At 70.3% G+C, this 26,564-nt stretch carries 13 protein-coding genes; 6 read left to right on the plus strand and 7 right to left on the minus strand.

The window, feature by feature from the left end; genetic code table 11:
• Positions 1 to 4: 4 nt before the first annotated feature.
• The 5 genes from ACQP0P_RS22825 to ACQP0P_RS22845 are packed head-to-tail and all read right to left on the minus strand — an operon-like array spanning position 5 to position 15,851.
• Complete coding sequence (locus ACQP0P_RS22825; protein WP_433380545.1) at positions 5 to 1,786, minus strand: hypothetical protein; 1,782 nt, start codon at positions 1,784 to 1,786, stop codon at positions 5 to 7.
• Positions 1,783 to 6,651 carry a hypothetical protein gene (locus tag ACQP0P_RS22830; RefSeq protein WP_433380547.1) on the minus strand — a complete coding sequence of 1,623 codons (4,869 nt, stop codon included), beginning with the start codon at positions 6,649 to 6,651 and terminating at the stop codon, positions 1,783 to 1,785. Before ACQP0P_RS22830 ends, ACQP0P_RS22825 begins: the two co-directional genes overlap by 4 nt.
• Positions 6,648 to 9,644, minus strand: coding sequence for a hypothetical protein (locus ACQP0P_RS22835; RefSeq protein WP_433380550.1), 2,997 nt, complete (start codon positions 9,642 to 9,644; stop codon positions 6,648 to 6,650). The genes ACQP0P_RS22830 and ACQP0P_RS22835 overlap by 4 nt, the downstream gene beginning before the upstream one ends.
• Positions 9,641 to 13,099 (minus strand): DUF6603 domain-containing protein, encoded by a 3,459-nt coding sequence (locus ACQP0P_RS22840; RefSeq protein WP_433380552.1) that lies wholly within the window; start codon positions 13,097 to 13,099, stop codon positions 9,641 to 9,643. The genes ACQP0P_RS22835 and ACQP0P_RS22840 overlap by 4 nt, the downstream gene beginning before the upstream one ends.
• Positions 13,092 to 15,851, minus strand: a complete 2,760-nt coding sequence (locus ACQP0P_RS22845; RefSeq protein WP_433380555.1) for a hypothetical protein — start codon at positions 15,849 to 15,851, stop codon at positions 13,092 to 13,094. The genes ACQP0P_RS22840 and ACQP0P_RS22845 overlap by 8 nt, the downstream gene beginning before the upstream one ends.
• Before the next feature lie 177 nt (positions 15,852 to 16,028).
• On the opposite strand from ACQP0P_RS22845, the gene ACQP0P_RS22850 reads away from it, so the two are divergent.
• The 3 genes from ACQP0P_RS22850 to ACQP0P_RS22860 all read left to right on the plus strand — a co-directional run bounded on the left by ACQP0P_RS22850 (position 16,029) and on the right by ACQP0P_RS22860 (position 21,020).
• Entirely contained in the window at positions 16,029 to 19,418 is a 3,390-nt protein-coding gene (locus ACQP0P_RS22850; protein ID WP_433382020.1) for a BTAD domain-containing putative transcriptional regulator, read from the plus strand.
• Positions 19,375 to 19,731 (plus strand): beta-L-arabinofuranosidase domain-containing protein, encoded by a 357-nt coding sequence (locus tag ACQP0P_RS22855; protein ID WP_433380558.1) that lies wholly within the window; start codon positions 19,375 to 19,377, stop codon positions 19,729 to 19,731. The genes ACQP0P_RS22850 and ACQP0P_RS22855 overlap by 44 nt, the downstream gene beginning before the upstream one ends.
• Positions 19,732 to 19,925: 194 nt before the next feature.
• The gene (locus tag ACQP0P_RS22860) at positions 19,926 to 21,020 is read left to right on the plus strand and encodes a lytic polysaccharide monooxygenase auxiliary activity family 9 protein (protein WP_433380561.1); all 1,095 of its coding nucleotides are present in this window, start codon (positions 19,926 to 19,928) and stop codon (positions 21,018 to 21,020) included.
• Between the two features lie 144 nt (positions 21,021 to 21,164).
• Here the strand turns inward: ACQP0P_RS22860 and ACQP0P_RS22865 are convergent, their stop codons facing one another.
• Positions 21,165 to 22,298: a PucR family transcriptional regulator gene (locus tag ACQP0P_RS22865; protein WP_433380564.1), complete on the minus strand. Its 1,134-nt coding sequence runs from the start codon at positions 22,296 to 22,298 to the stop codon at positions 21,165 to 21,167.
• A gap of 159 nt (positions 22,299 to 22,457) precedes the next feature.
• On the opposite strand from ACQP0P_RS22865, the gene ACQP0P_RS22870 reads away from it, so the two are divergent.
• Entirely contained in the window at positions 22,458 to 23,303 is an 846-nt protein-coding gene (locus ACQP0P_RS22870; protein WP_433380567.1) for a poly(ethylene terephthalate) hydrolase family protein, read from the plus strand.
• Positions 23,304 to 23,328: 25 nt separating this feature from the next.
• On the opposite strand, the gene ACQP0P_RS22875 is transcribed toward ACQP0P_RS22870, so the two are convergent.
• Positions 23,329 to 24,759 (minus strand): carboxylesterase/lipase family protein, encoded by a 1,431-nt coding sequence (locus ACQP0P_RS22875; RefSeq protein WP_433380570.1) that lies wholly within the window; start codon positions 24,757 to 24,759, stop codon positions 23,329 to 23,331.
• Between the two features lie 154 nt (positions 24,760 to 24,913).
• On the opposite strand from ACQP0P_RS22875, the gene tnpA reads away from it, so the two are divergent.
• Entirely contained in the window at positions 24,914 to 25,339 is a 426-nt protein-coding gene (gene tnpA, locus ACQP0P_RS22880; RefSeq protein ID WP_433380502.1) for an IS200/IS605 family transposase, read from the plus strand.
• Positions 25,332 to 26,516, plus strand: a complete 1,185-nt coding sequence (locus ACQP0P_RS22885) for an RNA-guided endonuclease InsQ/TnpB family protein (RefSeq protein WP_433380505.1) — start codon at positions 25,332 to 25,334, stop codon at positions 26,514 to 26,516. Before tnpA ends, ACQP0P_RS22885 begins: the two co-directional genes overlap by 8 nt.
• Positions 26,517 to 26,564: the final 48 nt, after the last annotated feature.

The raw sequence follows: 26,564 nt of genomic DNA on the forward strand, positions 1-26,564 counted from the left end.
GTCACTACTCAAGGGAGCGATGGTCGGCGATCCGGTCGAAGACCAGCCCGCTGGCGGCTTCACCGCGACCGGTCTGTTTGGTCGCGCCGAGCCAGACGTGCGCGCGGCCCTGCCGGTCGCGGGTACGCCGGTAGGTCCGCGTCACCCGGATGCCTGCCCGGGGCACCTCCTCCTCGTGGACATGCAGACCGGGTGCCTGCAGCAACCAGGTTCGCGGCGGCACCGGGGTGGACGGGGAGGGGTCGCCGTCGAAGGCGCGGGGCATGGCGGCTCGCCGAAGCTGGATCTCGCGGTTGTCGCCGGGGCGGTGCATCGGGATCATCGGGATCCAGTTCTCCGGCACCGAGGTCATCACCTCGTATCGGACCTGGGTGCCCTCGGCCGGTGGTGGTGGCGTGAGAGGGTGCCCGTGTCTGCGCTCGAAGTCGCGCAGCAGGAAGTCGCGCAGCTCATGGCCGGCCTCCACCCCCGGAATACCGCCCCCGGCAGGCGACGGGACGGTCTTCTCTATGGCCCACACGAGGTTGGCCATCTCGTCGCGGACGAACACCACCTCGTCCAGGGGCGCGCTTTCCTGGATGTGGTCGGCCGTGTCGAGGACGGTGAGATCGTGGCCGGCGACACCTCCCGCGCCGCCGGCCACGCTCGTCCGGAACAGTTTCCAGTCTTCGGACATGGCCGGCGAGACCCAGGTGCGTTCTCCGAACACGTCGGTGACGACGAGGCCGCGCACGCTCGCCACGGTGCCGACCGGAACGGTGAACGGGACGACGAACCAGTCGTTCGCGTAGACCAGCCCGAACTCGATGAGCATCAGCGTGCCCAGGTCGGTGGTGTCGGGCCGGATACCGCCGAAGTTCGTCCGGCCGTCCTCGAAGGTCCACCAGCGGGTGTTCGGCATTCCGTTGAACGACGCGGTGGTGGGCAGCGTGGTGAGGACGTGCCGGGCCGGTGCCGTCTCGTCGTCGCCGGGGTCCGGCGGTGTGGGGGCGGCGTCGAGGTTGTACCAGTCGATCCGGCCGTGGAAGTACTCCTCGGCGACCAGATCGACCGGGGTGTCACGTGATCCGGCGCTGGCGTGGAAGCCGTACTCCATCCGTTCCGGCTGCCAGGCGCAGCCCTCCGCGGGCCGGCTGATCAGCTGGTCGAACCAGGCCACGAACCGCACGCCGAGCGCGTCGACATGGGGCTCGGCGCCGGCGACCTCGTCGATGCCGGTCGAGGCCGGGCTGCCGGCCAGGATGGACCGGTAGAGCTTGGCGCCGTCCATCAGCCTGGTCGCGGCGGCCCGGTAGAAGGACCAGGCCGGTGGATGGGCGCAGATCGTGGCGTCCTCGGTGGGGTCGGGCTCGTGCACGGGATAGGCGGCCCGGTAGGCGTCCGCCGCGGCCGGCCGTACCGTGGCGAGCAGCTTCAACCAGTACCTGCCCATCAGCAGGCGCAGGTCGAGCGGAGTGTCCGAGGGCATCGGAAGCCGTTCCACCTCGGCCTGCGGTGGCAGGTTCGAGGCCACGTTCTTGTCGCCGGGGGCCCGGAACGCCCGCACCGGCGTCGTGTCGACGCGCACCTTCGCCTGGATGGGAGAGCCGGCATCCGCACCGCGGAGTTCGCCGATCTGCCACTGACGGGTGAGCATCCAGAGCGCGTCTCGCACCTCTGCCCGCAGCGCGCGGTCGAAGGCGCGGGTGCGGGGCCGGCCCTCAAGCCGGTTCCAGAACGTCACGCCGGGCCTGCTGCGGGACGCGATCACCGAGCTGAGTTCCTTGGTGATGTACTTCTCGGTCATGACTGGGCCTTCACGTTCGCGAGCACGTTGTTGAGTGCGAGGTCGGCGGCGATGGTGAGCTGCCTGACCTGACTGGCCATCAGGGTCGCGGGCAGGAAGGAGGCGTAGGGGAGTTCGCCGATGTGGCGCGGTTCCAGCGCGCGTAGCCTGGCCAGGTCGATGGTGTCGCACACGGCGTCGACCAGGTCGTCCCACTTCCATGCGCCGCGGGTCAGGGTCGGCGTGACGAGCAGCATGGCCTGCGGTGCCTCGGTGTTGGGCCGGTCGCTGTGGAAGGCGATGCCGCTTTCCGCGGTGGATGACGGGATCGTCTCGGTCCACTCGTCGAGCAGCAGTCCTCGCTGGGGCCCGCCCGGAACGACGCCCGCCGGCAGGTGAGCGGTGTAGAGCAGCCGGTCGGAGTCGACCACCTGATCCGGCCGGATGTCGAGTCCGAGCCAGCCCTCACCGGCGACCGGCGGCAGTTGCAGCGCGTCGAATTCCGGTTCCGGCCGGCCGAACGCACCGGCCAGCAGCTGCAGCTGTTCCCAGTCGTGCAGCCGTTCCCGGACCCGTGCGGTCGAGTGCAGCCAGGTGTCCACCGGGAAGTCCACGTCGAGGTGGGTGTACGGCGCACCGGACCGGCTCGCCGTCAGTGCCGCCGAGACCTGTCCGGCGCTTTGGCCGTCCACGGTGAACTCCGGGATGAGCAGGCACTCGTCGCCGAGCAGCGCCTTGGCCGCCTCCTGCAGCGCCGCCACCCGTTCGGCCGGTGAGGTAGCGCCGTCGTGCTTGTCCAACGCGGCCGCGGACGCCGCCAAGCGCCGGTCGGCCTCGGCCAGTACGGTGAGAAGTACCGACCGGGTGTCGACGAGCAACTGGATCAGCCGGTCCTCGGCCGGCGTGAGGTTGGGCGCGGCCAGATCGACCGGCGCGGCCGGGGGGATCGCCATGATGTCGCTGTGCAGACCCCACGCCGTCGTCCGGGTGGAGGCCGCCACGGCTTGGTATCGGATCCTGGCGGCCTCCAGATCGGCGACGGGGCCCGCCTGCAGGGCCGCCGCGAAGGCGGCCGGGGTGGCCGGCCGGGGCTGGATCGGCGCTGTGGAGATGGCCGCCTCGGCCCGGCCCAAGAACAGGAACCGCTCCTCGTCCGACCCCGCCGCCGGCACCGCCTGGTAGCGCGCGAACTCCTCGGCGAACCGGTCCAGCCGGTCACCGCAGCGCCCCGCGGTCTCGGCGCACGCCGCCAGCAACTCGGCGTAGGCCAGGCCGAGGCCCTCGTAGGCGAAGTCCCATCCGGCCTGGGCAAGCCCGAACGAGGCCGCACGTGCGAGCGCGTCCACCGCGGACTCCACCTGTTCGTCCACGTCGAAGGCCGGGTCGGGGCCGGTCGGCGCGTCCGCGACCGTGGCCAGTTCCGACCGCACCGCCCGCAACGCCGAATCCACCGCGTCGACCCGTCGGCGGTCGATGAACGGTGCGGGCTCGTCGCCGGCGCGGGCGCCGGCGGTGACCCGCAGGTCATTGCCGGTCAACGGGCGCGACAGGGTCACCAGCCGGCGGGCGGCCGTCAGCATGGGCAGGAGCTCGAACACGCTGACCCGGCCCGCTGCCGCCTGCTGATGGTCAATGGCGATGGGCTGGTCGGGACGCGGGTCGAAGGTCGCCCGGACGAACCTGCGCACCCGGTCGTCCAGCTCCGATAGTGACTCGACGCGTCCGATCGCCACCAGATCGGCGGGTCGCAGACCGAGCGAGGCGAGGGTGACCTCACGGACCGTCTCGGTTCCGGTGCCGGCCGAGCGAAAGGAGACCATGCAGCCGACCTCGTCGAGCGGCGGCAGCACCTCGGCGAGCCAGGCGTCGACCGAGGGCTCGATCCGGGCCCGCGGCGTCGCGCCGGGCCCCGGCGTCGCCGTGGGCGGCAGGTGCAGCGCCACCCGGTGGGTGAGGGTCACGCCGCTCGACGGCGTCCGCACGATGTCGGGTTCGGCGGGGCTCCTCCCCTTGGCGTAGGCGTCGTAGGTGCTCGCCACGCGGTCATAGTTGCCCATCACGGCCTGGTACACGCCTTCGGCCAGGGCCAGGTCGGCCACCGCGTCGTGGGTGTCGAGCAGCCGGTGCGCCTCGGCGTTGATCGCGGCCCTCTGGGCCGCGCTCGCCACCGGCAGGCCGGTGGCCCCGAACGGGTAGCCGCCCGCGGTGCGCAGCCGGTTCACCAGCGCCAGGCCGTCCAGCACGTTGCCGGCCTCGATCGCCTCGATCGGCACGCCGTCGCCGGTGCGGGTCGAGGCCATCCGGTCGGCCCGCAGCGGGAACTCCTTGCGCAGCGGCAGAATGAAGCCGTCGACCTCGGCCAGGCCGTGCCGGTCGTGCAGGCCCCGCTCGAACTGGTAGCCGAGCAGGTCGCTCAGGCTCTGCCCGGCCCGGACCCCGTTGACCAGTGCCAGCGCGGCGCGCACCCGAGCGGAGGAGAGGTCGACCGCCGGGCCCTCGCCCGGCGCCGCGCCGGACAGGTATCCGTTGCGCAGCACCGCGGCGGCGACGGCGTGGTTGAGCGACGGGGTGTGCACGAAGCCCTGGTTGGCCGGGTCCACGGTCAGCGGCCCCTCCTTGAAGTCCTCGGCGACGTCCTTGTCCTCCGGCACGAAGTCGAAGCGCTCGGAACGGCCCGGCCGCAGGTCCTCGACCAGGCCGTAGGCGCCCAGGTGCAGGCCGGTGGGCCGTTGTTCACGCATCCGGGTGAGCTGGAGATCGACCAGGCCGAGCAGCCACGCGTCGAGCCGGTAGGAGCAGGTGTCGACGTGGTCGGCGAAGGCCCGTTCCAGCTGCGCGGTGGGCACGTTCTCCAGCCGCGCCAGCGCGTCGAGCTGGGCGGCCAGCTCCGCGCTCTGCGGCGAGCCGAGCGTCATCGTGATGTGGTCGGCGACCCGCCGGGTCGGATGGCCGGTGATCGGCTCGACGGCGGCGAAGAGCGGCTGGTAGCGGCTCTCGCTGAGCGAGGCGCCCGTGCTGATGTGCAGGATCGGGTTGTCGGTCCTGGCGGCCCGTGCCTGCGCGGGCGTGTAGAGGCCGGCGGCCTGGTACGACCGGACCCCCGCCTCGTGGTAGCCGAGCTGCAGCGCGTGGCGGGCCATCAGGTAGAGCAGTGACGCCGGCGGCCGGTCGTCGACGAAGTCGTCCTGGTCGTAGAGCCGGTCGAGCCCACCTCGCGCGGCCGACGCGAGCCAGGACAGGTAGTTGCGGCCGTCCACCGTGGACGGCCGCAGCGGCGCGGTCTCCGACGGTGGCAGCCCGTCCACCACGCCGCCGGTGAGCAGGTTCTGCCGGCTCGAGAACACCAGGTCCAGGATGGGTGGTGCGCCGGTGCCGCCGTAACCGTGGTGGGCCAGGAGTTCCTGGGCGGCGGCGCGCTCCGCGGCCGACTTGATCTGCTGGATCCACCCGGCCAGTCCCCGCAGGTTCAGCCGGTTCAGCAGGGTCGTGAGGCTCTCGGCGTAGCGTTGCGACCACTCCACCGAGCCTGGATGCAGCGCGAGCACGTCCAGCAGTGTCTGGTGGGCATCGTCGCTCGGCCCGCCGATGCGCGCGACCCGCTCGACCAGCGGCGTCCAGTCCTGCCGGATGGTGTCGAGCACGTTGTAGAGCGGCCCGGCGACCTTGTTCACGTCCGCGTCATGTCCCGGCCACTCCAACCGGGAGAACGCGGTCGCCGGCAGGATGCCGTACGGCTGGGCGCCGATCCGCATCGCCGGCACGACCCCGCCGCCGAGCACGTGCCCGACGAAGAACTCCCCGAGGTCGTCGGTGTCGCCCTCGCCGAAGACCTCGCCCATCATCGCCCGCATCCAGTGACCGAACGTGGCAGGCCACAGCAGCGTGTTCATGGCCCGCGAGGTGAGGCTGTCCGTTTCGGCGGCGCCGTGGGTGTGGACGAAGAAGTCGGCCGACAGTCCGAGGTACTCGGCCATCCACTGCCCGTCCCGTTTCTCGCCGGACTCGGCGGTGACGTCGTAGGCCGGCTCGCGCAGGTCGTCGAAGGAGGCGTCGGGGTCGTCGCGGCGGCCGTAGCCCGAGTCGGCGTCCTCGCTGTTGTTGGTGGGGGTGCCGCGGGCCACCACGGCCACGCCGGCGCGGCTGTGAGCGTGCCGTCGCAACAGGTCGCCGAACTGGGCGGCGCCCTGTTCGGCGTCGGATCCGATCCGCACGCCGAGCACCAGCAGCCGGTCGAATCCGCCCTGGGCCTGTTCCTTGGTGAGCGGGATCCGCAGCCCCATTCCCACCTCGACCGCCCGGTCGAAGTCGGACAGCCACCGCAGCCGGTCGGGCATGACCAGATTGCCGCGCTCGTCGTGGTGCAGCTGGTCCTCACCCGTGGCGCTGGGATCCGGCCCGGCAAACAGCTCCCGGTCGACCTCGGCGCCGACCTCGACCAGCGGATCCTCACCGGCCCGGAAGCCGATGACCACGAAACGCTGCGGCATCAGCAGCACCCGCGGCGCCTGGGCCCAGGCGTCCTGCTTGGTGCTCACCTCGGGAAAGTCCGGCGGGCCGGATGGATTGACGGGTTGGTGTACGGCCCGCAGCCAGGTGGCCCGGCCGGAGCCGTGCGCCGCGACCAGGCGCCGCCAGGCCGCCCGCTGCGGGGCCTCGGCCGTGCCGGCCTCGCGTACCTCGGTCCAGTAGCGCCGCACGTTGTCGACCTCTGACGGTGTCAGCGCCTCGTCGAAGGTGGAGATGTTGCAGTCGTCCGGATATATCCGGACCAGAAGCTCGGGGTCCTTGGTGAACCGGGTTTCCAGACGCACCGGCATCAGCAGGATCGGTGACGTGTCGTCGAGGTCGTTGACGCCCTCGCGCGGATCGGTGGTGAGCCGGCTCATGTGGATTCCCCCGAAGTAGTGTGAAGCATCTGGGCGGCGTGCACTCCGACGAGCACCGGCGCCTGGAAGAGGATGTAGGCGAGGTCGGCGGCGGTCATCGCCGGACCCCAGGCGACGTGGACGTCTTCGCCGTGCTGGACCAGATCGGGGGGCCCGGCCGGTGGCGTGAGCGGCAGGGAGGCCGGGGCGGTGGAGAGGTCGAGGTAGCCGCCCGCCGGTCCAGGCCGGACCTCCGGCCAGGACAGGTCGTTCCACACCTCGCGCCGCGGGCTCGGCTCGGTGTCCAGACCGAACCGGGGCTCGCCGGGGCGCTCCTTGATGACGAAGTACCAGCCCGGATCCGCGTCGGCGTCGTCACCGCCGATCGCCTCTTCGGCGGTGAGGTCGAACCCGAGGATGGTGATGTCCGGGTCGATCTTCGCGGCGTACCGCGGTGTGCGCACCGCGGACGGGTCGCTCGACAGTTGCCGCGGGCCGCTCTGCCCTGGTGCCGGCCACCGCGCCCGATGCGCGTAGACGACCGCGTTCGGATAGCGCTTGAGCAGCTCGCCGCGGATCACCAGGACGAGCTCGTCCCGCCCGCCGCCGGTGTCGCGATGGTCGTGGCTGCCCAGGGCGGAGGTGGCCGCCCACTCGTGTAGTGGCGGGATGTCGCGCAGGGCCTCCCGCGTGTCGCCCGGCGCGGCGGCCGACGTGCCGCGCACGTCCCAGAACTGGCGGAAGGTCGAGCCCCGCTGGTCGGTCGGATACTCGCGCCAGAGCAGCTCGCGGGCGAACTCGTGGTTGGCCCCGACCAGATAGGACTCGATGAAGCGCTGGTCGGTCTCCAGCAGGGTCACGGTGTTGGGGGCGATCAGGTTGGCGTTGGGCAGGAACAGGTCGGCGCCCAGGTCCCGCAACGGCTCGTACATCGGCTGGTCGATCACCGGGTAGGCCATGGGTTCGACCAGGCCGGAGCCGACCTCGTCGCGCACCGCCTGAGGGACGTGGACGGTCGCCTCGATCCGGCGCGGGATGGTCATGTCGGGATCCACCGCGTCCACCGCCGTCTGCGCCATGCCGCCCAGATCGACCTCGCGCGGCTCCGGCGGGGTGCCCGCCTCCGTCGCGGTCTCGCGGAAGTCGAAGCTGTCCTCCAGAGCCTCCTTGAACTGCTCCGCCTCGGGGCTGTCCTCGCCCGCGCGGCCGGGTCCGCCGGGCTTGTCGAGGGTGCCGATGGTGAAGCCGGCGGCGCCGGGCAGTCCCGCCAGCCACTCGGTGGTGAGTCCGGACTCCTTCACGGTGTCGGCCGCCATGGGGGCGCCGACCAGTCCGGCGGCCGTGTCGGTGACGAGGACGCCGGGCGGCGGCTGGTCCGGCGGTGCCGGATCGACCTCGCCGGCGTTGACCCGGTTCAGCAGGTCCAGCGGCTGGTGGCGCTCGTCGAACGGCAGCAGCCCGGCCATCCGGCCGCGCGGTCGCAGGAACCGCCGGAACGGCGCCGAGCACAGGGCCGGCGAGACCCGGGCGGTGGTCTGCGTCTGGCGCAGCGTCTCGCCCTCGGACAGGATCCGGCGGTGCAGCGGGGCGGTGAGGTGCAGCGCCCGCTGGGTCGCCGACAACGCGGAGGCCAGGTGCCGTTCGTGCCAGACCTTGCTCACCTGGCGGCCGAACTGAGCGTTGCGGATGCGTCGCTGGGCCGCCAGCACCTGGCCGATCTGATCCCAGGCGGCCTGCATGTACCGCTCCTGGTTCTCTCGCACCGCCATGGCGCCGAGGCCCGCGGCGATCCGGAACCGGGGATCGAGGTTCAGCGTCCGCACCCAGCCGTCGGGCGCCTCGTCGGTGCGCACCCGGGCGGTCAGCGCGTGCCATCGCCCGTACAGCGGGGGCGAGATCACCGGGTCCGCCTCGGCCCCGGTGCGATAGTCGTCCGCCAGGTTGATAAGGCGGGCCAGATCCTCCTGCAACGGGCGCGGGAACGGCTGGTCCCACGCCTCGAAGGGGTCGCCGGGTAGCGGGAGGTGGGGCGGTCGCAGTGCCCCGCCGAGGCGCAGCGTGCCACCGAGTTCTGGCTTGTCGACGCCGCGCACGCCGGAGCCGGGGTGCCGCGCGTCGATGGCGCGGGTGCCGACCGCCGGGTCGATCGGAGCCGGGCGCAGCAGCCTGACCAGGGTTTCGAAGTCGCCTCTGGCGCCGGTCCTGAAGTACCAGCGGTGATACACCGGGAACGACGAGGGTTGTGGCCGCGGGCCGGAGTCCGAGGCCGACGTGGCCCACGCCGACATGGTGGCCGGGATGTCGCCGACGTCGAGACCCAGCCCGGCCCGGCGGCCGCCCTCGAACGTGGGCACCAGGAACGCGTGGTAGCCGGTGTCCGGCGCGAGCATACGCGGGCACAGCAACCGCGATCGGGCCAGGTCGGGATCGCCGGCCAGGGCCGCGGCGAGCCGGGCGGCCACCGCCTGGCCGTGGCCGGAGACGATCTCGCCGTCGCTTGCGCCGAGCCCCCTGTCGACGTGCACGTGCGCCCAGGCCCACAGCTGGTCTGCCTTGGGGAGCACGGCCAGGTCGAGGAGGTCCACCCGGGGCAGTGGGGCGGCGCCGCCCGCCGGACCGTCACGGAACTCCTCCTCGGTGAGGACCAGCAGGGTGAGCCACGGCCGGAGCCGGCCGGCGGTCGCGGTCGCCGGGGTGTAGCGCCAGAGGAAGTCCTCGTCGTAGAAGTCCACGTGGGGGAGCAGGTTGGGCTCGGCGTTGGTGATCCAGGGGCGCGGCTCGGTCCGTACGATCGCGTTCGGGTCGATGCCCACGATGTCGGCCGGGCCGTACAGCGAGACCTGCTTGGTGATGGTCCGGTTCTGCACGGCTCCGCCGGGGGCGCGGCCGCTCGCGGTGAGCGAGACGGTCACCCGGGGGCGGAGCCGCACCGCCGGGTCGCCGTCGGCGGTGCTCACCTGGTTGGCCAGGCCCTGCCGCAGCCACGGAAGGAACGTGTAGGCGGGCGCGGTCATGAGGCCACCTCGAAGCTCGGAATGACGTGAACGGCGTCGGCCATGGCCGGATCGTCGGCGATCAGCCCGGCCCTGAACTCGTGCGCGGCCGCGGCGCCGGCGAAGGCCGGGGCGTGGGCGCGGTTGTCGGCCGTGTAGGCCACGGTGTAGCTCTCGCCCGACACCGTGACGGTTTCCCCGGGCGGGCGCAGCCGGTCGCGGGAGGCCCGCGAGATGGGGGAGCGCGCCATCGCGTTGTCGCGCAGCAGGAAGGAGAACAACCCTTCCCGGTAGGCGGCGAGGCGCTGGTGTTCCCTGGTGAAGGACCTGTCGTGCAGGATCTCCTCGTAGCGGACCACCCGCTTGGCCATCCCGCTGGTGCGCAGGTCGTCGCCGGCCGCGGCGAGGTCCACGCCGGAGCGCTGGGTCTCGAACGCGGGCCTGCTCAGCTTGTCCGCGTCGGACATCTCCACGAACTGGGCCGGCGCGAACTCCTCGTGCGCGTCGGCCACCCGTACCAGCGGGCCGTTCGGGGTGATCGTCAGGTGGTTCGCACCCGTGGGGCGCTGGGTGCCCACCTTGTCGAGGGTCAGCCCCAGCGGCACGGCCTTCTGCGAGACGCGCAGCACGCCGTCCGGGTGCAGCGTGGTCTCCGCGGACTCCCGTACGGTCACCGCCGGTCGGCGGGCCCCGGGAGCCACCGCGCTCCAGGCCTCGGGCCTGTCCAGTTCGGAGGTCAGCGCACTCAGCACGTCGATCAGCAGCTCCGGCAGGAACAGCGGGTCGCCGAAGGTGTGCTCGAACTCCACGTCCAGATCCCAGAACAGCAGGGAGATCGCGCCGTGGCCCTTGATGTGCCAGGGCGAGGGACCGTCCAGGCTGCCCCGGATCTTGACCGAGAACAGGCCGACGCCGAACGCCTTCACCGACATGGCGGCGGCGATCTCCACCTCGAGGTGGAACGGCAGGAGCCGCAGCAACGCGTCGAAGGCGACGAAACCCGTCACGCTGAACGCCGACACTTTGAAGTAGAGGTCGACCCGGGCACCGAACTGAACCGTGTTCGGGGTGACGGCGAAGTACCCCTGCGCGGTCAGCCGCGCCACCGAGGAGTTGAGCAGGCTGATCGTCACCCGGCGCGGCACCGGGAACGGCAGCGCGGGCGGTTCGAAGTTCGGGTGGAACCCGCCGAGCGAGGCGACGAAGTTGGCATCCTCACCCCAGGCGACGAGCAGGCCGAACTCCCCGTCGAGGGGGATGAAGGCGATCCTGGAGTCGAACAGGGTGGCGTGGAAGTACAGCCGCTTCTTGTCGAACTCGATCGCGCCGGCGAACTGCACCTGCAGCAGCACGACCGGGGCGTCCTCGTGCGGCAGAGCCACCCGCAGCACACCCACCACCGCGATGTTGCCGGGGATCTCCACGATCACGCCCAGGGTGAGGTGCATCAGCCGGGGCGTGCCCCAGGCCAGCTTCGCCATCGGGCCGACGAGGAACGTTCCAGGGCGGGCAGGGAAGTAGGTGCGCAGGTCGCTGAGGATCTTCGGCGCGTTCACCACCACATCGCGCGGGAACATCAGCGACCCCAGCGAGCCGGAACGCACCCCTTCCATCAGGGCGGCCACGTTCATGCCCCGGTTGAGTCCGAGCAGCCCGCCCACTTCGAGCAGGGTGAACCCGAACCCGACCGGCAGCCCTTCGCCGAAATCGGCGGTGAGCAGCATCAGCAGGGAGAACGGCCGGGTGGTGAGGATGCCGAGGGCCTTCAGCGACAACACGTCACTGAAGGCGAGATCGAGCACGCCGGAGTACTCACCGCGTTCGGTGTCGAACCGCAGATAGCCGCCACCGGAGGCGATGCCCGCGTCGATGACCAGGCCCACGCCGGAAGGCGGCAGAAAGCCGGTCGAAAGGTCGATCGGGCCGAGATTCCCGTCGAGGTCCGGCCGAGGTTCCAGCTCCACCGTGAGCCCGACCCGGTCGACCAGCGCCTTTACCGGCCCCAGGGAGGCGGCGAAGGTGGCGCCGAGCGTGACGGGCAGCGTTCCGCCGGACGGCATGGCGGAGATCGTCAGCGACCGGGCCTCGACCGGGCCGATCCTGCGGTGCGCCGGGACCTGGATCTCCAGGTTGGAGGTGCCGCGGAAGGAGAACCCGTCCCGGTGCGAGACCCCGATGGTCAGATCGGTCTCGAAGGCGAACCCGTCCGAGGGCATGATGGCCGCGAGGAAGCCGTCGGAGCCGTCCGGCACGAACACGAACTCCAGGCCCTTGAGTTCGAGCTCGACGTACGGATCAACGCTGCCCTCGGCGTCCACCCGCATGCCGCCCGCGCCGCCGACGCCCCGCAACTGCAACCGGGTGCGGTCCTTGGCCCCGAACAGGACCCGTGGCGTGTCCCCGCCGCCTGCGCCGTCGACCCTGACCTGGATCGAACCGGTCGCGTGGGTGGGGGCGTCCTCGGAGCGGAAACCGACGATCACGTCGATGGGCTCGCCGGGCCGTACCAGCAGGCCGACGCCGCCCTGCAGGTCGAGGTCGCTGCGCACCGTCGCGGTCAGGTCGCCGCCGATCGGCAGGGCGGTGTCGAGCTGGCCGTCGAGGGCGGGCACAAGCGCCAGGCCGGGCTTGCCGGTGCCGTTGCCGGGCAGCGGCAGCAGCCGGACGTCGGCGGTCACGCTCGCCCCGTTCAGGAACTGCTCCAGCAGGACGGCCTTGAGCCCGCGCGGTACGGTCTGCCCGATGGGCAGATTCTCCTCGGCGGGCAGCCCGAGCAGGCCGGTCGAGGTGGCGCCGTCGACCCGTCCGAACCTGATGTCGACGCCCACCGACATCAGGAAGTCGTCCACGACGGACAGGAAGCCGCCGTGGTCGAAGGTGTCCTCACCCCAGCCGAACGCGTCGCGCAGCGCCGTTTCGGGGCTGCCGACGGTCTGCGGCAGCTTGGTCAGGTCGAGGGTCGTCCTCCGGTAGGCGGGGCGGTTGCCCAGCGGTGGCTCGCGGTCGGTGCGCAGTACGCCCAATGCCCGCAGGGCGAAACCGATGCGTGGCCGGTGCCTGGTCAGATAGGTGCCCACCAGGTGCTCGACGAGCTGCCGGGGGAACTTCTCGCGGAATCCGTCCTCTCGCAGCGAGGCCGGGATGATGTCGTCTGGGGCGGTGGCGATGGCGCGGATCGCGTCGAGGATCCGTTCGACCGCGGCGAGCACGCGTGCCACGTCGTCGGGCAGCGTGACGAGGTTCGTCGGATCCCCACTCAGCAGCTCGGCCTCGCCGAACAGCCTGCGCAGCCCCTCGGTCAGTGTGTCGAGGTCGGTGCGCAGGTCGAGCAGGGGCTGCGGGGCCTGGTTGGCGAGCCAGCCCAGCTCGCGCAGCAGCCCACGGCCGGCGTTCGGAGGCGACAGCTCTTCGGTGAGAGGTCGTAGCGCGAGACCCAGCTCGCTGAGCGCCCGCTCGAATGTGCCCGGCTCAGGCATGGGTCCTCCCCGAGGGGTAGGCGCGGTCCAGCTCGCGATGCTTGGCGGGGTTGATCCAGTTCACGATCAACCATTGGCAGACGAAGCAGAAGGCTCCTTCGTTGTCTTTGTGGTGCTGGTTGCGCATCTTGCACATGCCTGCCGGGCGGTAGGCCTGTTGGGAGAATTCGCCGCCCTCGTAGACACCGATCATGCTGCTGGGCGGGGCCTTGGGAGTGAACCCTGGGATTTGTTTGGGCTGGTCCGCCTTCGCGCTGGGAACATGTGAGGGATCGGCATTGAGCGGACGTCCCGCCTCCAGGGCAGGCGGATCCCCTTTCTCCAGGAGAGCAAATACCTTTGCTTCGGCGAGCTGCAGGATTTTGCCCGCGGCGTCGCGCAGCGGAATGAACAGCATGGCCACTTCGTTGATCTCCATGGTGGCCGGCTTTCCTTTCAGGGTGACGGTTTCGCTCACCCGGCTGACGCGCTGGATGTAAAGCGGCCCCAGCACCCTGTGGTTCTTCGAGGGGTCGCTTTGATCTACGGATAGCGGAAGCTGCACACCGGATTTCGGTCCGATCCAGAGGTAGACGGGTGGGCCGTCCGGGCCGTCCGAGCTGTCCGGGGCGTCCAGCTCGGCCATTCTCCAGTGCGGGATGTCCTCGGGCGGCACCACGATTTCGATCAGGTCGGGTAGCGATTCCACCGGGGGCTTCACCTCCAGCGCCTGGGACACCAGTGCCATGCGCGGCACGCGGAGCCACTTCACGAACATGGGATCGAACGGCGGGGTCGGTGAGTTCGGTGGGGCCGACGGGTTCGCCGGGTCCAGCTCTTTGCGAATCCTGCTTAGCGTCGTCAGATTGTCGTAGACGAAATCGCCGCCATCGAGGGCGGGGGCACCGTCGGTCTTCTCGTATTCGTCGCCGAGGTTGAAGCAGTGGCCGAGTTCGTGAACGGCGACGTCGGTCACCTTGTCCTTGTCATAGATGTACGTCGCCGGACCGCGTCGCATCGCGTCGGCCGCCGGAGAGCCGTACACGAAGCCGATCTTGCTCTGAGTGTCCAGGGTGAGGCAGGCGAGATGCCCCTTCTCGATGTTCTGCCCGCCATCCGCGACGTCGTTGGCGATCACGATGACCAGCCCTCGGCTCCGTCCCAGGCGGTCCTGAACGGGGGTCCACTGGGAACCCACGTCTCGCTTGGCGTCCAGCCGCTCGGCGAGTCCGTGGATGTAGCGGAAGATGGAGATGCGCGGGTTGTCCATGCCCCTGGCGTAGAGCTGGGGCGGATGCCGCCGAGGGTCGAGCATCATGTACCGCGCGGCGAGAACGTCGTAGAAGGTGTACAGCTTTCGCACGAACGCCTTCAGCGGCTCGCCACTGCCGGCAGGACCGGGGTTCTGCACCGGTTTGAGGTCGGACACGCGATCGGCCGGCCGTTGACCGAGATGCAGGCCGAAGAGCGTGTCGCGGGCCTGGAACATGCCTTTCGACTGCTGGTGCCGCCATCTATCGACGATTGCCCAGTGCACCCTGCCGGGGTCGAAGCCGGTCAGGTGTTGGGTCTTCCACTCGTCGATCAGATCCTCGACCGAGCGGGTCTCCCCGCGTTTGGGCAGGCCGACCTGGTGGATCAGCTCCAGCACCGAATAGTGTTTCTCCAGAAGGTCCGGTGCCTCTACCTCGCCCTCGTACGGGATCGGGAAGCCCGTCAGGTGAGGTCCGTCGGCCACCCGGAAGCCGCAGGTCAGCATGCTCTGGGCGGAGGCGGTCGGCGCCTTGTAAACGTTCATGCTCTCGCGCAGCATGTCGAACGGCCGGTGGCGGAGTTTGATGAACATGCCGTCGTAGATGTCCTCGGCGATCTCGTGGAAGGCGATCTTGTCGGCGAGGGAATCGGTGAAGCCCTCGCCCAGGAACAGCAGGTTGGGCGCTTTCTCGGGATCATGTTTCGGGTCGTGAACGACGGGTTCGAGGATTTCCCTGCGCCGCCCGTACTCCACCACCCGTATCGGGAGTCGCCGCTCTTTGCCGAGAAAGGTGCCGATCAGGTCGACCGGTTGGGGGGAGCGGACGAGGCCGCGCACGCGACTGAACTCGTCCACCACGACCATCGTGTTCGGGGCGGACGAGTTCAGCTTCACATAGTCGTGCCCGGTGATATCCCCGACCAGGTCGGTGCCGACTCCGACGTCGTCGCTGAACTTGGCATAGATCGTCGGTTGCGCGTGGCCGAACTGCGTGTCCAGCGCGGTCGTGAGCGAGTCGTTGCCGAACCACCAGTCCTTGATCTTTTGATGCACCTGCAACCGGCCGACGATCGAGTGGCGGTTGTATGTGCACTGGAAGAGGTAGATCCCCGGCTTGGTGGCGATGACCAGCCCGTCCGGCTGCACGGTGGGCAGGTCGGCGAATCGCCGGCCGAACGGTGCGTGGGGTGCGTAGAAGTCGAATGTCGCCTTGGGCACGGGGGGCACGGGGGGCACGGGGACCCCGGGGGGAGCGATGGGAACGGGGGTGAGGGTGTAGGGATCGTCGAAACCTTCCGGAGCCGTGCGGAAATAGACCTTGACGCGAAGCTGTGGGCGGTCGAGAGGCTTGAGAGGGTCGAGGGGGTCGAGAAAGACATGCAGGTCGCAGTGCGGGAACAGGACTAGATCGGGAAGCAACGCATCCCCCGTAGAGGTCGGTTCGGGCTTGGTCTTGGTTCCGTGGGGCGGACACGATTTCCAGCGGTCCGCCCCACGGCATGCGTCCGTCGTCGGCATCGATCCCCGTGCGCGCCGAGCGGCCGCCCCGCCGTACGCGAGAACACTGTCACCGGGCGCTGAAGCGCGGCTGACGTGGCGCTGGAACGCGGCGGCTAATTCCGGTGTTCAACCCCGTTCCGGCCGGTTAGCCTGAGTTCGTCTCAGCTCAGACGGCGTACGGTTCGAGGGGTGGCGATGGCTGTCTCCGGCGGTCTCGACGGCGATCCGGAACCCGTCCGGGTGCGGCTCCTCGGTCCGGTGGACGTCATCGTGGGAGACAGCGTCCTGCGGGTTTCCGGGCTGCGCCGCAAGGCGGTGGTGTCCGCCCTGGCCCTGCGGGCCGGCGGCGTGGTCGACGCCGGCCGGTTGATCGACGCGGTGTGGGACGGCGAGCCGCCCGCGACGGCGACGAACACCCTGCAGAGCCACATGTCCTATCTGCGCAGGCTGTTGGGGGTGCCCGGAGCGATCCTGGCCCGCCCGCCGGGGTATGTGCTCAACCTCGACGCGGTGGCGACGGACGTCCGGATGGCCGAAGCCCTCATCGAGCGGGGAAAGCGGGAGACCGATCCCGCCGCGCGGGCGTCCACGCTCACGGCCGCCCTGGAACTGTGGCGCGGGCGCCCCCTGGAGGACGTGGCGGGGCTGTCCTGGTTCAAGGAGCAGGCGGCCAGGCTTGAGCGGCTACGTCACGGTGCGGAGCGCATGCTGGCGGAGGCCAGGCTGGCGCTCGGGAAGCACATGGAGCTGGTGCCGGAGCTGGAGAGCCTGGTCGAGCCGCATCCGTACGACGAGGATCTGCACGGGCTGCTGATGGTCGCCCTGTACCGCAGTGGGCGGCAGAGCGATGCGCTGGCGGTCTATCACCGATTACGCGACCGGCTGCTCGACGAACTGGGCATCGACCCGCGGCCTCCGCTCCGCGAACTCGAAACGGCGATCCTCCGGCAGGATCCCAGCCTCGACCTCGGCCCGGCGGTCGTGTCCGAGACCCGGAGGGCCGAAGGCGTTTTCCCCGTGCCCGCCCTGGTGGAGCGAACGGCGGAGACGCACCTCATCGGTCAGATCCTGAACGCCGCGATGACCGGTCAGCGGGGCGGCCTGCTGCTCGTGGAGGGGCCGGCCGGAATCGGAAAGACGAGCCTGCTGGACCATGCCCGGGTGCAGGCGGAGAAGCTGGGCTTCACGGTCGCCGCTGCTCGCGGCATCGATCTCGAAGTCGACTACGCCTGGGGCTGTGTCCGGCAGCTGTTCGAGCCGTTCGCCAGGGACCCCGCGGTGCCGGCGCCGGCCATCCTGCGACCGGCGAGCGCCGATCCGGCCGCCCCGCAGGGGGAGTATTCGATCATCAACTCGCTCTTCTGGCTCGTCCACGATCTGGCGTCACGCAACCCGCTTCTGATCGTGGTGGACGATCTGCACTGGGGCGACGCCTCGTCGGCCCAGTTCCTCGCCTACCTGGCCGCGCGGCTGGACGGGCTGCCGGCGGTGGTCATGGTCGGACTGCGCCCGGGTTCCGAGCGCGTCGATCACATCGCCTCGGTCATCGCCGGCCTGCCCCTGGCCGTCACGGCCACGCTGTCCCCGCTGACCCACGGCGGCTGTGCCGAACTGCTGGCCGGCCTCATCGCCGCCCCGCCGGACGAGGAACTCGTCCGGCGATGCCATGACTCGACACGCGGGAACCCGTTCCTGGTACGCGAGCTCGGCCGCCAGCTGACCGCACCGGGAGGCCACGAACCCACCCTGCTCCAGGGCTCACCGAACATCGAGCGCTTCGTCGCCGGGCAACTCCGTCACCTGCCGGCACCCGCCACGAGCGTGGCGCACGCCCTGGCCGTACTCGGCGACGGCGCCGACGCCCACGCGCTCGGCACGGTGGCCGGGCTCTCGTCGCGAGAGGCGCTCGATGCCGTGTCCGCACTGGTCGTCAACGATCTGGTCACGTCACATGGGGTGCCCGCGCGATTCTCGTTCGGTCATTCGCTGATCCGGTCTGCGGTCTACGCCGGAATCAGGGCGAGCAGGCTGATCGACCTTCACCTGCGTGCCGTCGGCGCTGCGATGGCCGGCTATGACCCGATCAGGGCGGCAACCCACCTGCTCCGGGTTCCTCCAGGTATGGGCGATCACGATTCGACGGCGATACTCGGCGAGGCCATCGACCTCAGCCTGGCCCGCGGCTCGGTCGACGGCGCGGTCGCGTTCCTGCGCAGGCAACTCGACGAAGCCCGCACCGACCAGCGACTGAACGTGCTGACCCGGCTCGGCATGACCGAGGCACTGGTGAACATGCCGCAGGCCATCGAACGCCTGTCCGAGGTGCTCACCCTGGAGCCCGACCCCGAGCGGCGCGCCGAGATCGCCTTCATTCTCGCCTGCACCACATGGACGATCGGCCGGCCCAGACAGGCGGCGCTGGTGTGTCAGTCCGCCCTCAGCGGCGAAGGTCATCTCTCCGTCACCGCGCGCAGGGCACTGCAATCCTGCATCGGCATGGTGGCCTACGGAACGCCGTACGGCACCGACCTCGTCACGTTGCTCGACGAGTTCGGCGCGCAGGAACCCGACGCCTCCTCCGGCGGCCTCATGCTCGAATGCAGCCTCGCGCTCCATGACGCGATGCGGAACCGGCGTGCATCGGCCGAGCGGCGCGCCCTGCGGGCCCTCGCCGATGATGGACTGATCGGGCAGTCGCAGGCGTTCCCCCTGCTGACGTGCGCTTGGTACGCGCTGAGCCCATGCGACCACCCGCGACTCCTGTCGTCCATCGAGACGGTACTCGAGCACAGCCGCAAGGCCGGCTCACTACGCGGGACCGCCCCCGCGTTCACCTACCGATCGATGGTCATGCTCGCCAAGGGCGATCTCGACGAGGCCGTCCACGACGGGCGGCTGGCCGTGGAAGCGGCCAAGAACAGCGGCCTCGACCTCGGGCTGCTATTCGCCGGAAACCCGCTCATCTCGGCTCTGCTGGCGCGTGGCGACCTCGGCAAAGCACAGTCCATTCTCAACCAGGTCAAGGCCACTCACGGCCCCGAGCTCAACCGATACATCTACGCCGGCGGCGAGATCGGTCTGCTCATCGCACAGGGCCACACCCGGCGTGCGCTGGAGCTGACGCAGGCGACCAGGGACCATTGCCACACCATGGGCATCACCAATCCGGAGATCCTCGACTGGCGCGCCCCGCTCGTACGATGCCTGGTCCTGCTGGGACGGCACGAGGAGGCGCACGCCGTGGCCCAGGACCTGCTCACCGCCGCAGCCGCATGGGGGACGCCCAGGGCGGTCGGCAGGGCACTTCGACTGGCCGCCGGCACCACGACCGGACCGCGGAGACTCGAAATGCTGACGGAGTCGGTCCAATTGCTCGAAGAGACCGACGCCCGCCTGGAACACGCCACCTCCCGCTACCGGCTGGGCGAGGCCCTGTGGCGGTCCGGCCACCTTCCAGACGCACGCGCTCACTTGAACGCGGCGCTGGAGCTCGCGAATCTCTGCGGGGCCCGGCCACTCCAGCAGACCGTGTGCGACGGTCTTGGAGTGGCCTGGAGCGGGCCGGCTAGCGGGCCACGTACGTGATCATCTCGATCACGCAGCCGACTTCGATCCGCCGGCGGCCAACCAGGACCGGCTCAGCGGGCCGCACGCCAACACCCAGATCCCCAAGTGGGTGGGCGCCGCCCGCGAGTACAAGGCGACGGGCATCACCCGCTACCGCGACATAGCGGTGAGAACGCCTGGAACATGTGCGTCGCCACCCACACCTACGCGATCGGCGGCAACAGCCAGGGCGAGCACTTCCGGCGCCGAGTCCGCTTTCATCGGACGGACGATCGCGGCCTGGCCCGGCTTCGCGCTCATCGGCGCCTACGGGGGCAGGCGGCATAGATGAACTTTTCATCCGATTTTGCGGTGTATGGCCAGCTCCCGGCCCGTTGCCCGCCGAGAGCCGTAATCACTGTTGCCGCTGACAGGGGACTGGGCGACGGTGGGGACACCTCTGGCGTGAGGACTCGGCCCTCACTCGGCGCGCCAGGACTCGTCACCCCGGCATTCGAAAGGAAAACTGTGCAGATGAGGTCACGCGTGCTCCGACTTTTACGCGACCAGACCTACGTATCCGACGACGCACCCCTCCGCCGGACCAGGTTCCGGCGGGTGTTCGTCGCGGTCGCGGCCGCGCTCATGCTCACCACCGTGATGGTCGTCCCCGCCTCGGCGCACGGCTCGATCAGCGACCCGGCCTCGCGCAACTACGGCTGCTGGCTGCGCTGGGGGAGCGACTTCCAGAACCCGGCCATGGCCCAGCAGGACCCCATGTGCTGGCAGGCCTGGCAGAACAACACCAACGCGATGTGGAACTGGAACGGGCTGTATCGCGAGGGCGTCGCCGGTAACCACCAGGCCGCGACCCCCGACGGGCAGCTGTGCAGCGGCGGCCTGACCGAAAGCGGCCGCTACGCCTCCATGGACGTGCCGGGCGCGTGGAAGACCGTGGACCGCCCCGCCAGGTTCACCATGAACCTGATGGACCAGGCCTCGCACGGTGCGGACTACATCCGCGTCTACGTCACCAAACAGGGCTACGATCCCAAGACCCAGCGGCTGAGGTGGAGCGACCTGGAACTGGTCAACCAGGTGGGCAAGGTGCCCACCGGTCTCACCACGCCCATTGATGTGTACGCGCCCGGCCGTACCGGTCACCACGTCGTCTACACCATCTGGCAGGCCAGTCACTCCGACCAGTCCTACTACTTCTGCAGCGACGTCAACTTCACCGGCGGCACGAACCCCACCCCCACGCCGACTCCCACGCCGACTCCGACTCCCACCCCGACTCCGACTCCGACGTCGACTCCCACGTCGACTCCCACCTCGCCCCCGGCCGGTGGTTGCTCGGCCACCTACCGCACCGTCTCCCAGTGGTCCGGCGGCTTCCAGGCCGAGGTACGCGTGACCGCCGGCTCCGGGGCGATCACCGGCTGGACGGTGAACTGGACCTTCACCGGCGGTGAGCAGGTCAGCTCGGCGTGGAGTGCGACCGTGACCGCCAACGGGTCCGCGGTCAGCGCACGCAACGCCGCCTACAACGGCTCACTGGGCGCCGGCACCGCCACCACCTTCGGGTTCATCGGCTCCGGCACCAGCGGCACACCCACCCTCACCTGCACCGCGACCTGACCCCCCGCTGAGTACGCGCGTGCCGGCCCGCCGCCTTCCAACGGTGGGCCGGCTCACGCGACGGCAACCTCATGAAACCCCCTCTCGGAGAGGCGACTCGCCACCGCCCGCTGTTCGCCCGCAGCCGGACGGCGGCGTGACGCGTCAGGTGAGGTCTCTGGCGGTGAGGGCGGCCTCCAGAAGGCGGGCCTGGGCGGGGATCGTGAAGTCCAGGCTGGTCAGAGCGGTGATCCTGCGTAGCCGGTAGTCGAGGGTGTTGCGGTGGATGTGCAGGTCCTGAGCGGTGCGGCTTCGGTTGTGGCCGCGGTTGACGAAGGCACGCAGGGTCTCGACCAGGTGGGGGTGATCGTCCAGCGTGTCGAGCTTGGCGGCGAGCCGGGCGAGGCCGCTGCCGGGCCGGGCCAGCTGGTATTCGAGCAGGACGTCGTCGAATCGGTAGAGGCCGGCCGGTCGGCCGAGGCGCTGGACGATCTCCATCACCCTGCGCACCTCTTCGGCGGCCCCGGGAATGAGGTCCGGCTCCGCGGCCCGGGCCGTGGCGGCCACGACGGGCTGGCCGGTGGCCTCGGCGATCCTGGCGACCAGGGTCGGCAGGTCGAGCGTCGCCGGCAACAGCGCGAAGCCCCCGGTGTGGTCCAGCCCGGTGAGCACGGGTGTTCCCGTGTGGGCGTCAAGGGCCGACTGCGTGAGCCTGACGGTGCGGCGGTCGGCCGGCGGGTCCTCGGCGAACCGGATCTCCATGACCTCGTAGGCGGGCGCGACCGTGACCCGCGCCGCCTCCGCCAGGGCCTCGTGCGGCTGCCCGGTCAGCAATGCCGTGATCAGCGCCCGCCGTACTTTCCCGTCGTCGCTGCGCATGTCGTCCTGTGCCTGTACGTGAGCGATGGCGACCGCGGGCATGGCCGAGCCCAAGCAGCCGAGCAGGCTCAGGCCCGCCTCGGCCAGCTCCGCACGGTCGGCGGTCTCCGCCAGGGCCCGCCACCAGACTTCGGCGCCGACGAGGTACGCGGTGAGCGCCGCCTCCAGCGGGACGCCCTCCTCGGCGCGCCGCGCGGACCATTCGATGAGCTCGGTCAGGTCGCCGGGGCCGAGGGCGCGGCCCTCCCGCAGCGCCCGTAGTAACAGCCTCAGGACAGCCGCGACCGACCGGCTGACCTCCTCGTCGAGGAGGTCCTTGGGCAACTGCCGGTAGAAGGGCACCTCGGATTCACACCGTGCGACCACCGCTGCGGTGAGCTCTCTGACCCGTGGAGCCAGGCGGGCGTGAAGGGCGAGCATCCACGGATCGTCACATTGCACAAACCGCGACGTCAATCATTGCCGCGAGTGCGGAGAGACGGCGGACGTTCCCCCATTCAGGATGTGCAATCAAACGAGAGGTGAATCCGGCGTAACACGAGATTCATTCTCGGCGTCCCCCTGTCAGGAGAACCCCCCATGCTCCGAAGGCTGTTCGTCCCCCTGATCGCCCTCGTCCTCGCCCTCACCGCCGCCCCGCACGCGGCCGTCGCCGACATCGGCTTCCCCTCCGTCGACAGGAAGTGGAGCGCCGCGGGTCCCTACGCCACGGCCGTGGACGTGGGGCTGGTGACCACTCTGTACTACCCGCGAGACATCGCGCAGAGCCCTCGACGTCATCCAGTGATCATTTGGGGCAACGGTACGTTCGCCTTCCCCGTGGTCTACCGTGATCTGCTGCTCCACTGGGCCAGCCACGGCTTCATCGTGGCGGCGGCGAACACCCCGCAGTCCAACCTGGGCATCTCGATGCGGGCGGGCATCGACCTGCTGGCTCAACGGAACGCCGACCCCGGCAGCGTCTTCCACGACCACGTCGACCTGGACCGCATCGGCGCGTCCGGCCATTCACAGGGTGGTGCGGCCGCCGTCGTCGTCGGCGCGGATCCCCGGGTGGACACCATCATCCCGATCCAGCCCGGACCGCTGGCCGACGTCGACGCGGTGCACGGCCCGATGTTCATCCTGGCCGGGCAGTATGACATCGTCGTGTGGCCGGCTCTCGTCAAGGCCTTCTACAACGACGCCGACCACATCCCGGCGATCTACGGCGAGGTCAGGGGGGCCGACCATTTCACCGTGGTGGGCGCCCCCGGCCCCTTCGCCGGCCCGACGACGGCGTGGTTCCGCTTCCAGCTCATGGGCGACGAGGAGGCGCGCGGCGAGTTCTTCGGCACCGGATGTCGCGCCTGCGCCGACACCCGGACCTGGTCCGACGTCCGCCGCAACCAGCCGGCGCTGCGGGTACCGGGCCCGGTGCTCTGACCCGGTCCCCGCGGCCTCGCCCTGCTCAGCGCCAGAGGCGTAGTTCGTCGTCACGCGGCGCGCGGACGAGGTCGGCGCCCGGATGATCGAACAACATCACCGGACGGGTCCTGTCCCAGACGGGCCAGCCTGGATCGCCGGAGACGGCGAAGGCGATCCAGGCTCGGTGCATGGCGTCGGCCAGTTCCTGGGGGGCCTCGGGGCCCGCCAGTGCCAGCTGTGCCGAGGTGCGCAGCGTGTCGAAGACGAACCCGATCTCCAGCGCGTGGCAGGCGCCGAGCCCGTCCACCGGCGAGCGCCAGCCGAACTCGTACAGGTAGGTGTTGCCGCCTTCTGCGCGTGCGTCGGCCAGCCGGTTCAGCGGCACGCGGAGCAACAGGTCGGTGGCGAGGGCACCGAGGATCTCACCGGGCCGGGCGTCTGGCCGGTTCGCCCGGTAGAGCCTGGCCAGCGAACCTTTGATCTTGAACTTGGCCATGGCGAGCCGCAGGGTGAGACCGCCGATGCGGTCGACCACCCCCGTGGGTACGAACCACAGCCGGTACTCCTCGGTGTTGGCGCCCAGCAGCAGGTCGACGTCGCGTGCGACGCCCGCCTTCAGCGCGTCCATCGGGTGCGCGGGGACGACGTCGCCGTCCAGGACGATCTCGAACCCCGCGCCGCCGCTGATCGGGTTCCCCTTGGCCGTCGCCTCGGCCTGCGCGGTGAGCAGCCGTTCGCGGTCCACTGCCGCGAAGGCGGCGGCGGTCGGAGCGATGCCGAGACCTCTGGCGATGACTCGGGTGATCCTGGCCCCGGCCTCGGACGGCACGACATGTGGCGGGCCGCTCTGCAGTACGGCACGGCGGAACAGACCGGCCGAACGGGGGCTGGTCAGCAACGCCCCGATGCTGATCGCTCCCGCGGACTCGCCGAACACGGTGACGTTGCCCGGGTCACCGCCGAAGGCCGCGATGTTGTCTCGCACCCAGCGAAGTGCGGCGAGTTGATCCAGCAAGCCGCGGTTGGCGGGGGCGTCGGGGAAGACCGCGAAGCCCTCGACGCCGAGCCGGTAGTTGGTGGAAACCAGCACGATCCCGTCGCGGGCGAAGGCGCGGCCGTCGTAGACCGGAACGCTGGAGGAGCCGTTGCGCAGTGACCCCCCGTGGATCCACACCATGACGGGCAGGCCGTCGGCTCCCTCGGGGGTCCAGACGTTGAGGTTGAGGCAGTCGTCGCCAGGGATGTCCGGATCGGGGATCAAACGGTCGAGGGGCCGGCGGTAAGGCCGCTTCGGCGCGGTGGGGCCGAACTCCAGCGCGTCCCGGACGCCCTCCCATGGTTCGGGCTCGACCGGAGCCCTGAAGCGGTGGGGCCCGAAGGGCGGAGCGGCGTACGGAATGCCCAGAAAAACCGCCACACCGTCATCGAGCCTGCCTCGTACCTTCCCCTGTTCGGTGGCCACTGTCGCTTCCATCAGATCCTCCCGAGGGGACCGTCGCCTTTAGGCGATGGGGGAATCGGGAGGGGGAGGGCCGTCAAGGCCCGAGCCTGCCCTGGCCGGTCAGGTCTGCGCATGAAAGTTCTCCGATCGTCGCACGTTAGATGGATGGCGTCGTTATAATGATCGTGTGACTCGTCAAGTGCGGACCTCCCCCGGCGCGGCGTATGACCTCGGGTACCACGTGGTGTGGTGCCCGAAGTACCGCCGCCCTGTTCTGGGCGGGCGGGTCAAAGACCGCCTTGAGGAGTTGATCCACGCCAAGGCCGACGAGCACGGCTGGCAGATCGTGGCGCTTGAGGTGATGCCCGACCACGTGCACCTGTTCGTCAGGCCACACCCGAAGAACTCGCCGTCGTACGTGGCCAACCAGTTCAAGGGCTTCACCTCCCACCACCTGCGCGCCGAGTTTCCACACCTGCGCTCCCAGTTGCCCACGCTGTGGTCACGGTCGTACTTCGCGGCCACGGTCGGCGCGGTGTCCGCCGAGACGGTGCGGCGTTACATCGAGACGCAGTACGAGCGCACCCCCAAAAGTGGTGGTGCTCGTGCGTAGGTCGTTCAAGTTCCTGCTCCGCCCCACCAGCAAGCAGGCCGCCGCGCTGACCGCCTGCCTGGACGACCACCGCGCCCTCTACAACGCCGCGCTGGAGCACCGCCGCACCGCCTATGCCAAGGCGAAGGTGAGCATCCGCTACGGCGAGCAATCGGCCGAGCTGAAGCACATCCGCGCCGATGACGCAGACGGCCAAGGCCGGTGGTCGTTCTCCTCCCAGCAGGCCACCCTGCGCCGCCTGGACAAGGCGTTTCAGGCGTTCTTCGCCCGCGTCAAGGCCGGGCGCACACCGGGCTTCCCCCGCTTCAAGGGCAAGGGGCGGTTCGACACGGTGGAGTGGCCGAAAGACGGTGACGGCTGCCGGTGGGACTCCCAGCCCGAACACCCCAGCGCCACCTACGTCCGCCTTCAGGGCGTCGGCCACGTCCGCGTCCACCGGCACCGGCCGGTGCGCGGCACCGTCAAGACGATCAGCGTCAAGCGGGAAGTCTCCCGCTGGTACCTCGTCTTGTCGTGCGACGACGTTCCCGCCGAGCCCCTGCCCGCCACCGGCGCGGCCGTCGGGATCGACCTGGGCGTGGCCTCGCTCGTCACCACCAGCGACGGCGAGCACCTGGACAACCCGCGCCACCTGGCCGCGTCCGCCGAGCGCCTCGCCGTCGCCCAGCGGAACCTCGCCCGCAAGAAACGCGGCTCCAAGCGGCGCCGCAAGGCTGTGGCCCGCGTCGCGGCCCTGCACGGCAAGGTCCGCCGTCAACGCCTCGACGGCGCACACAAGGTCGCACTCGCGTTGGTCCGCGACTACGACGTCATCGCCTGCGAGGACCTGCGGATCACGAACATGACCCGCTCGGCGTCCGGCACGCTGGAGGCGCCTGGCACCAACGTGGTAGCCAAGTCCGGTCTCAATCGCAGCATCCTGGACGCGGGTTGGGGGGTGTTCCTGACGATCCTCCGCTCGAAGGCTGAAAGCGCCGCGAAAGAGATGATCGAGGTGAACCCCGCCAACACCTCCCGCACCTGTGCCCAATGCGGGCATTGCGCGAAGGAGAACCGCTCCACCCAAGCCGAGTTCCACTGTCAGCGGTGCGCACACGTCGCGCACGCCGACGTGAACGCGGCGACCAACATCCTCAGGGCAGGGCTTGCCCTTCGCGACGTCGCGCAAGCGGCTTAACGAGAAGCCGCTCCCTTCAGGGAGCGGAGGAGTCACCGGTTTCCTTCC

The sequence above is a fragment of the Streptosporangium sp. CA-115845 genome (assembly GCF_050943795.1).
Taxonomy (GTDB): Bacteria; Actinomycetota; Actinomycetes; order Streptosporangiales; family Streptosporangiaceae; genus Streptosporangium.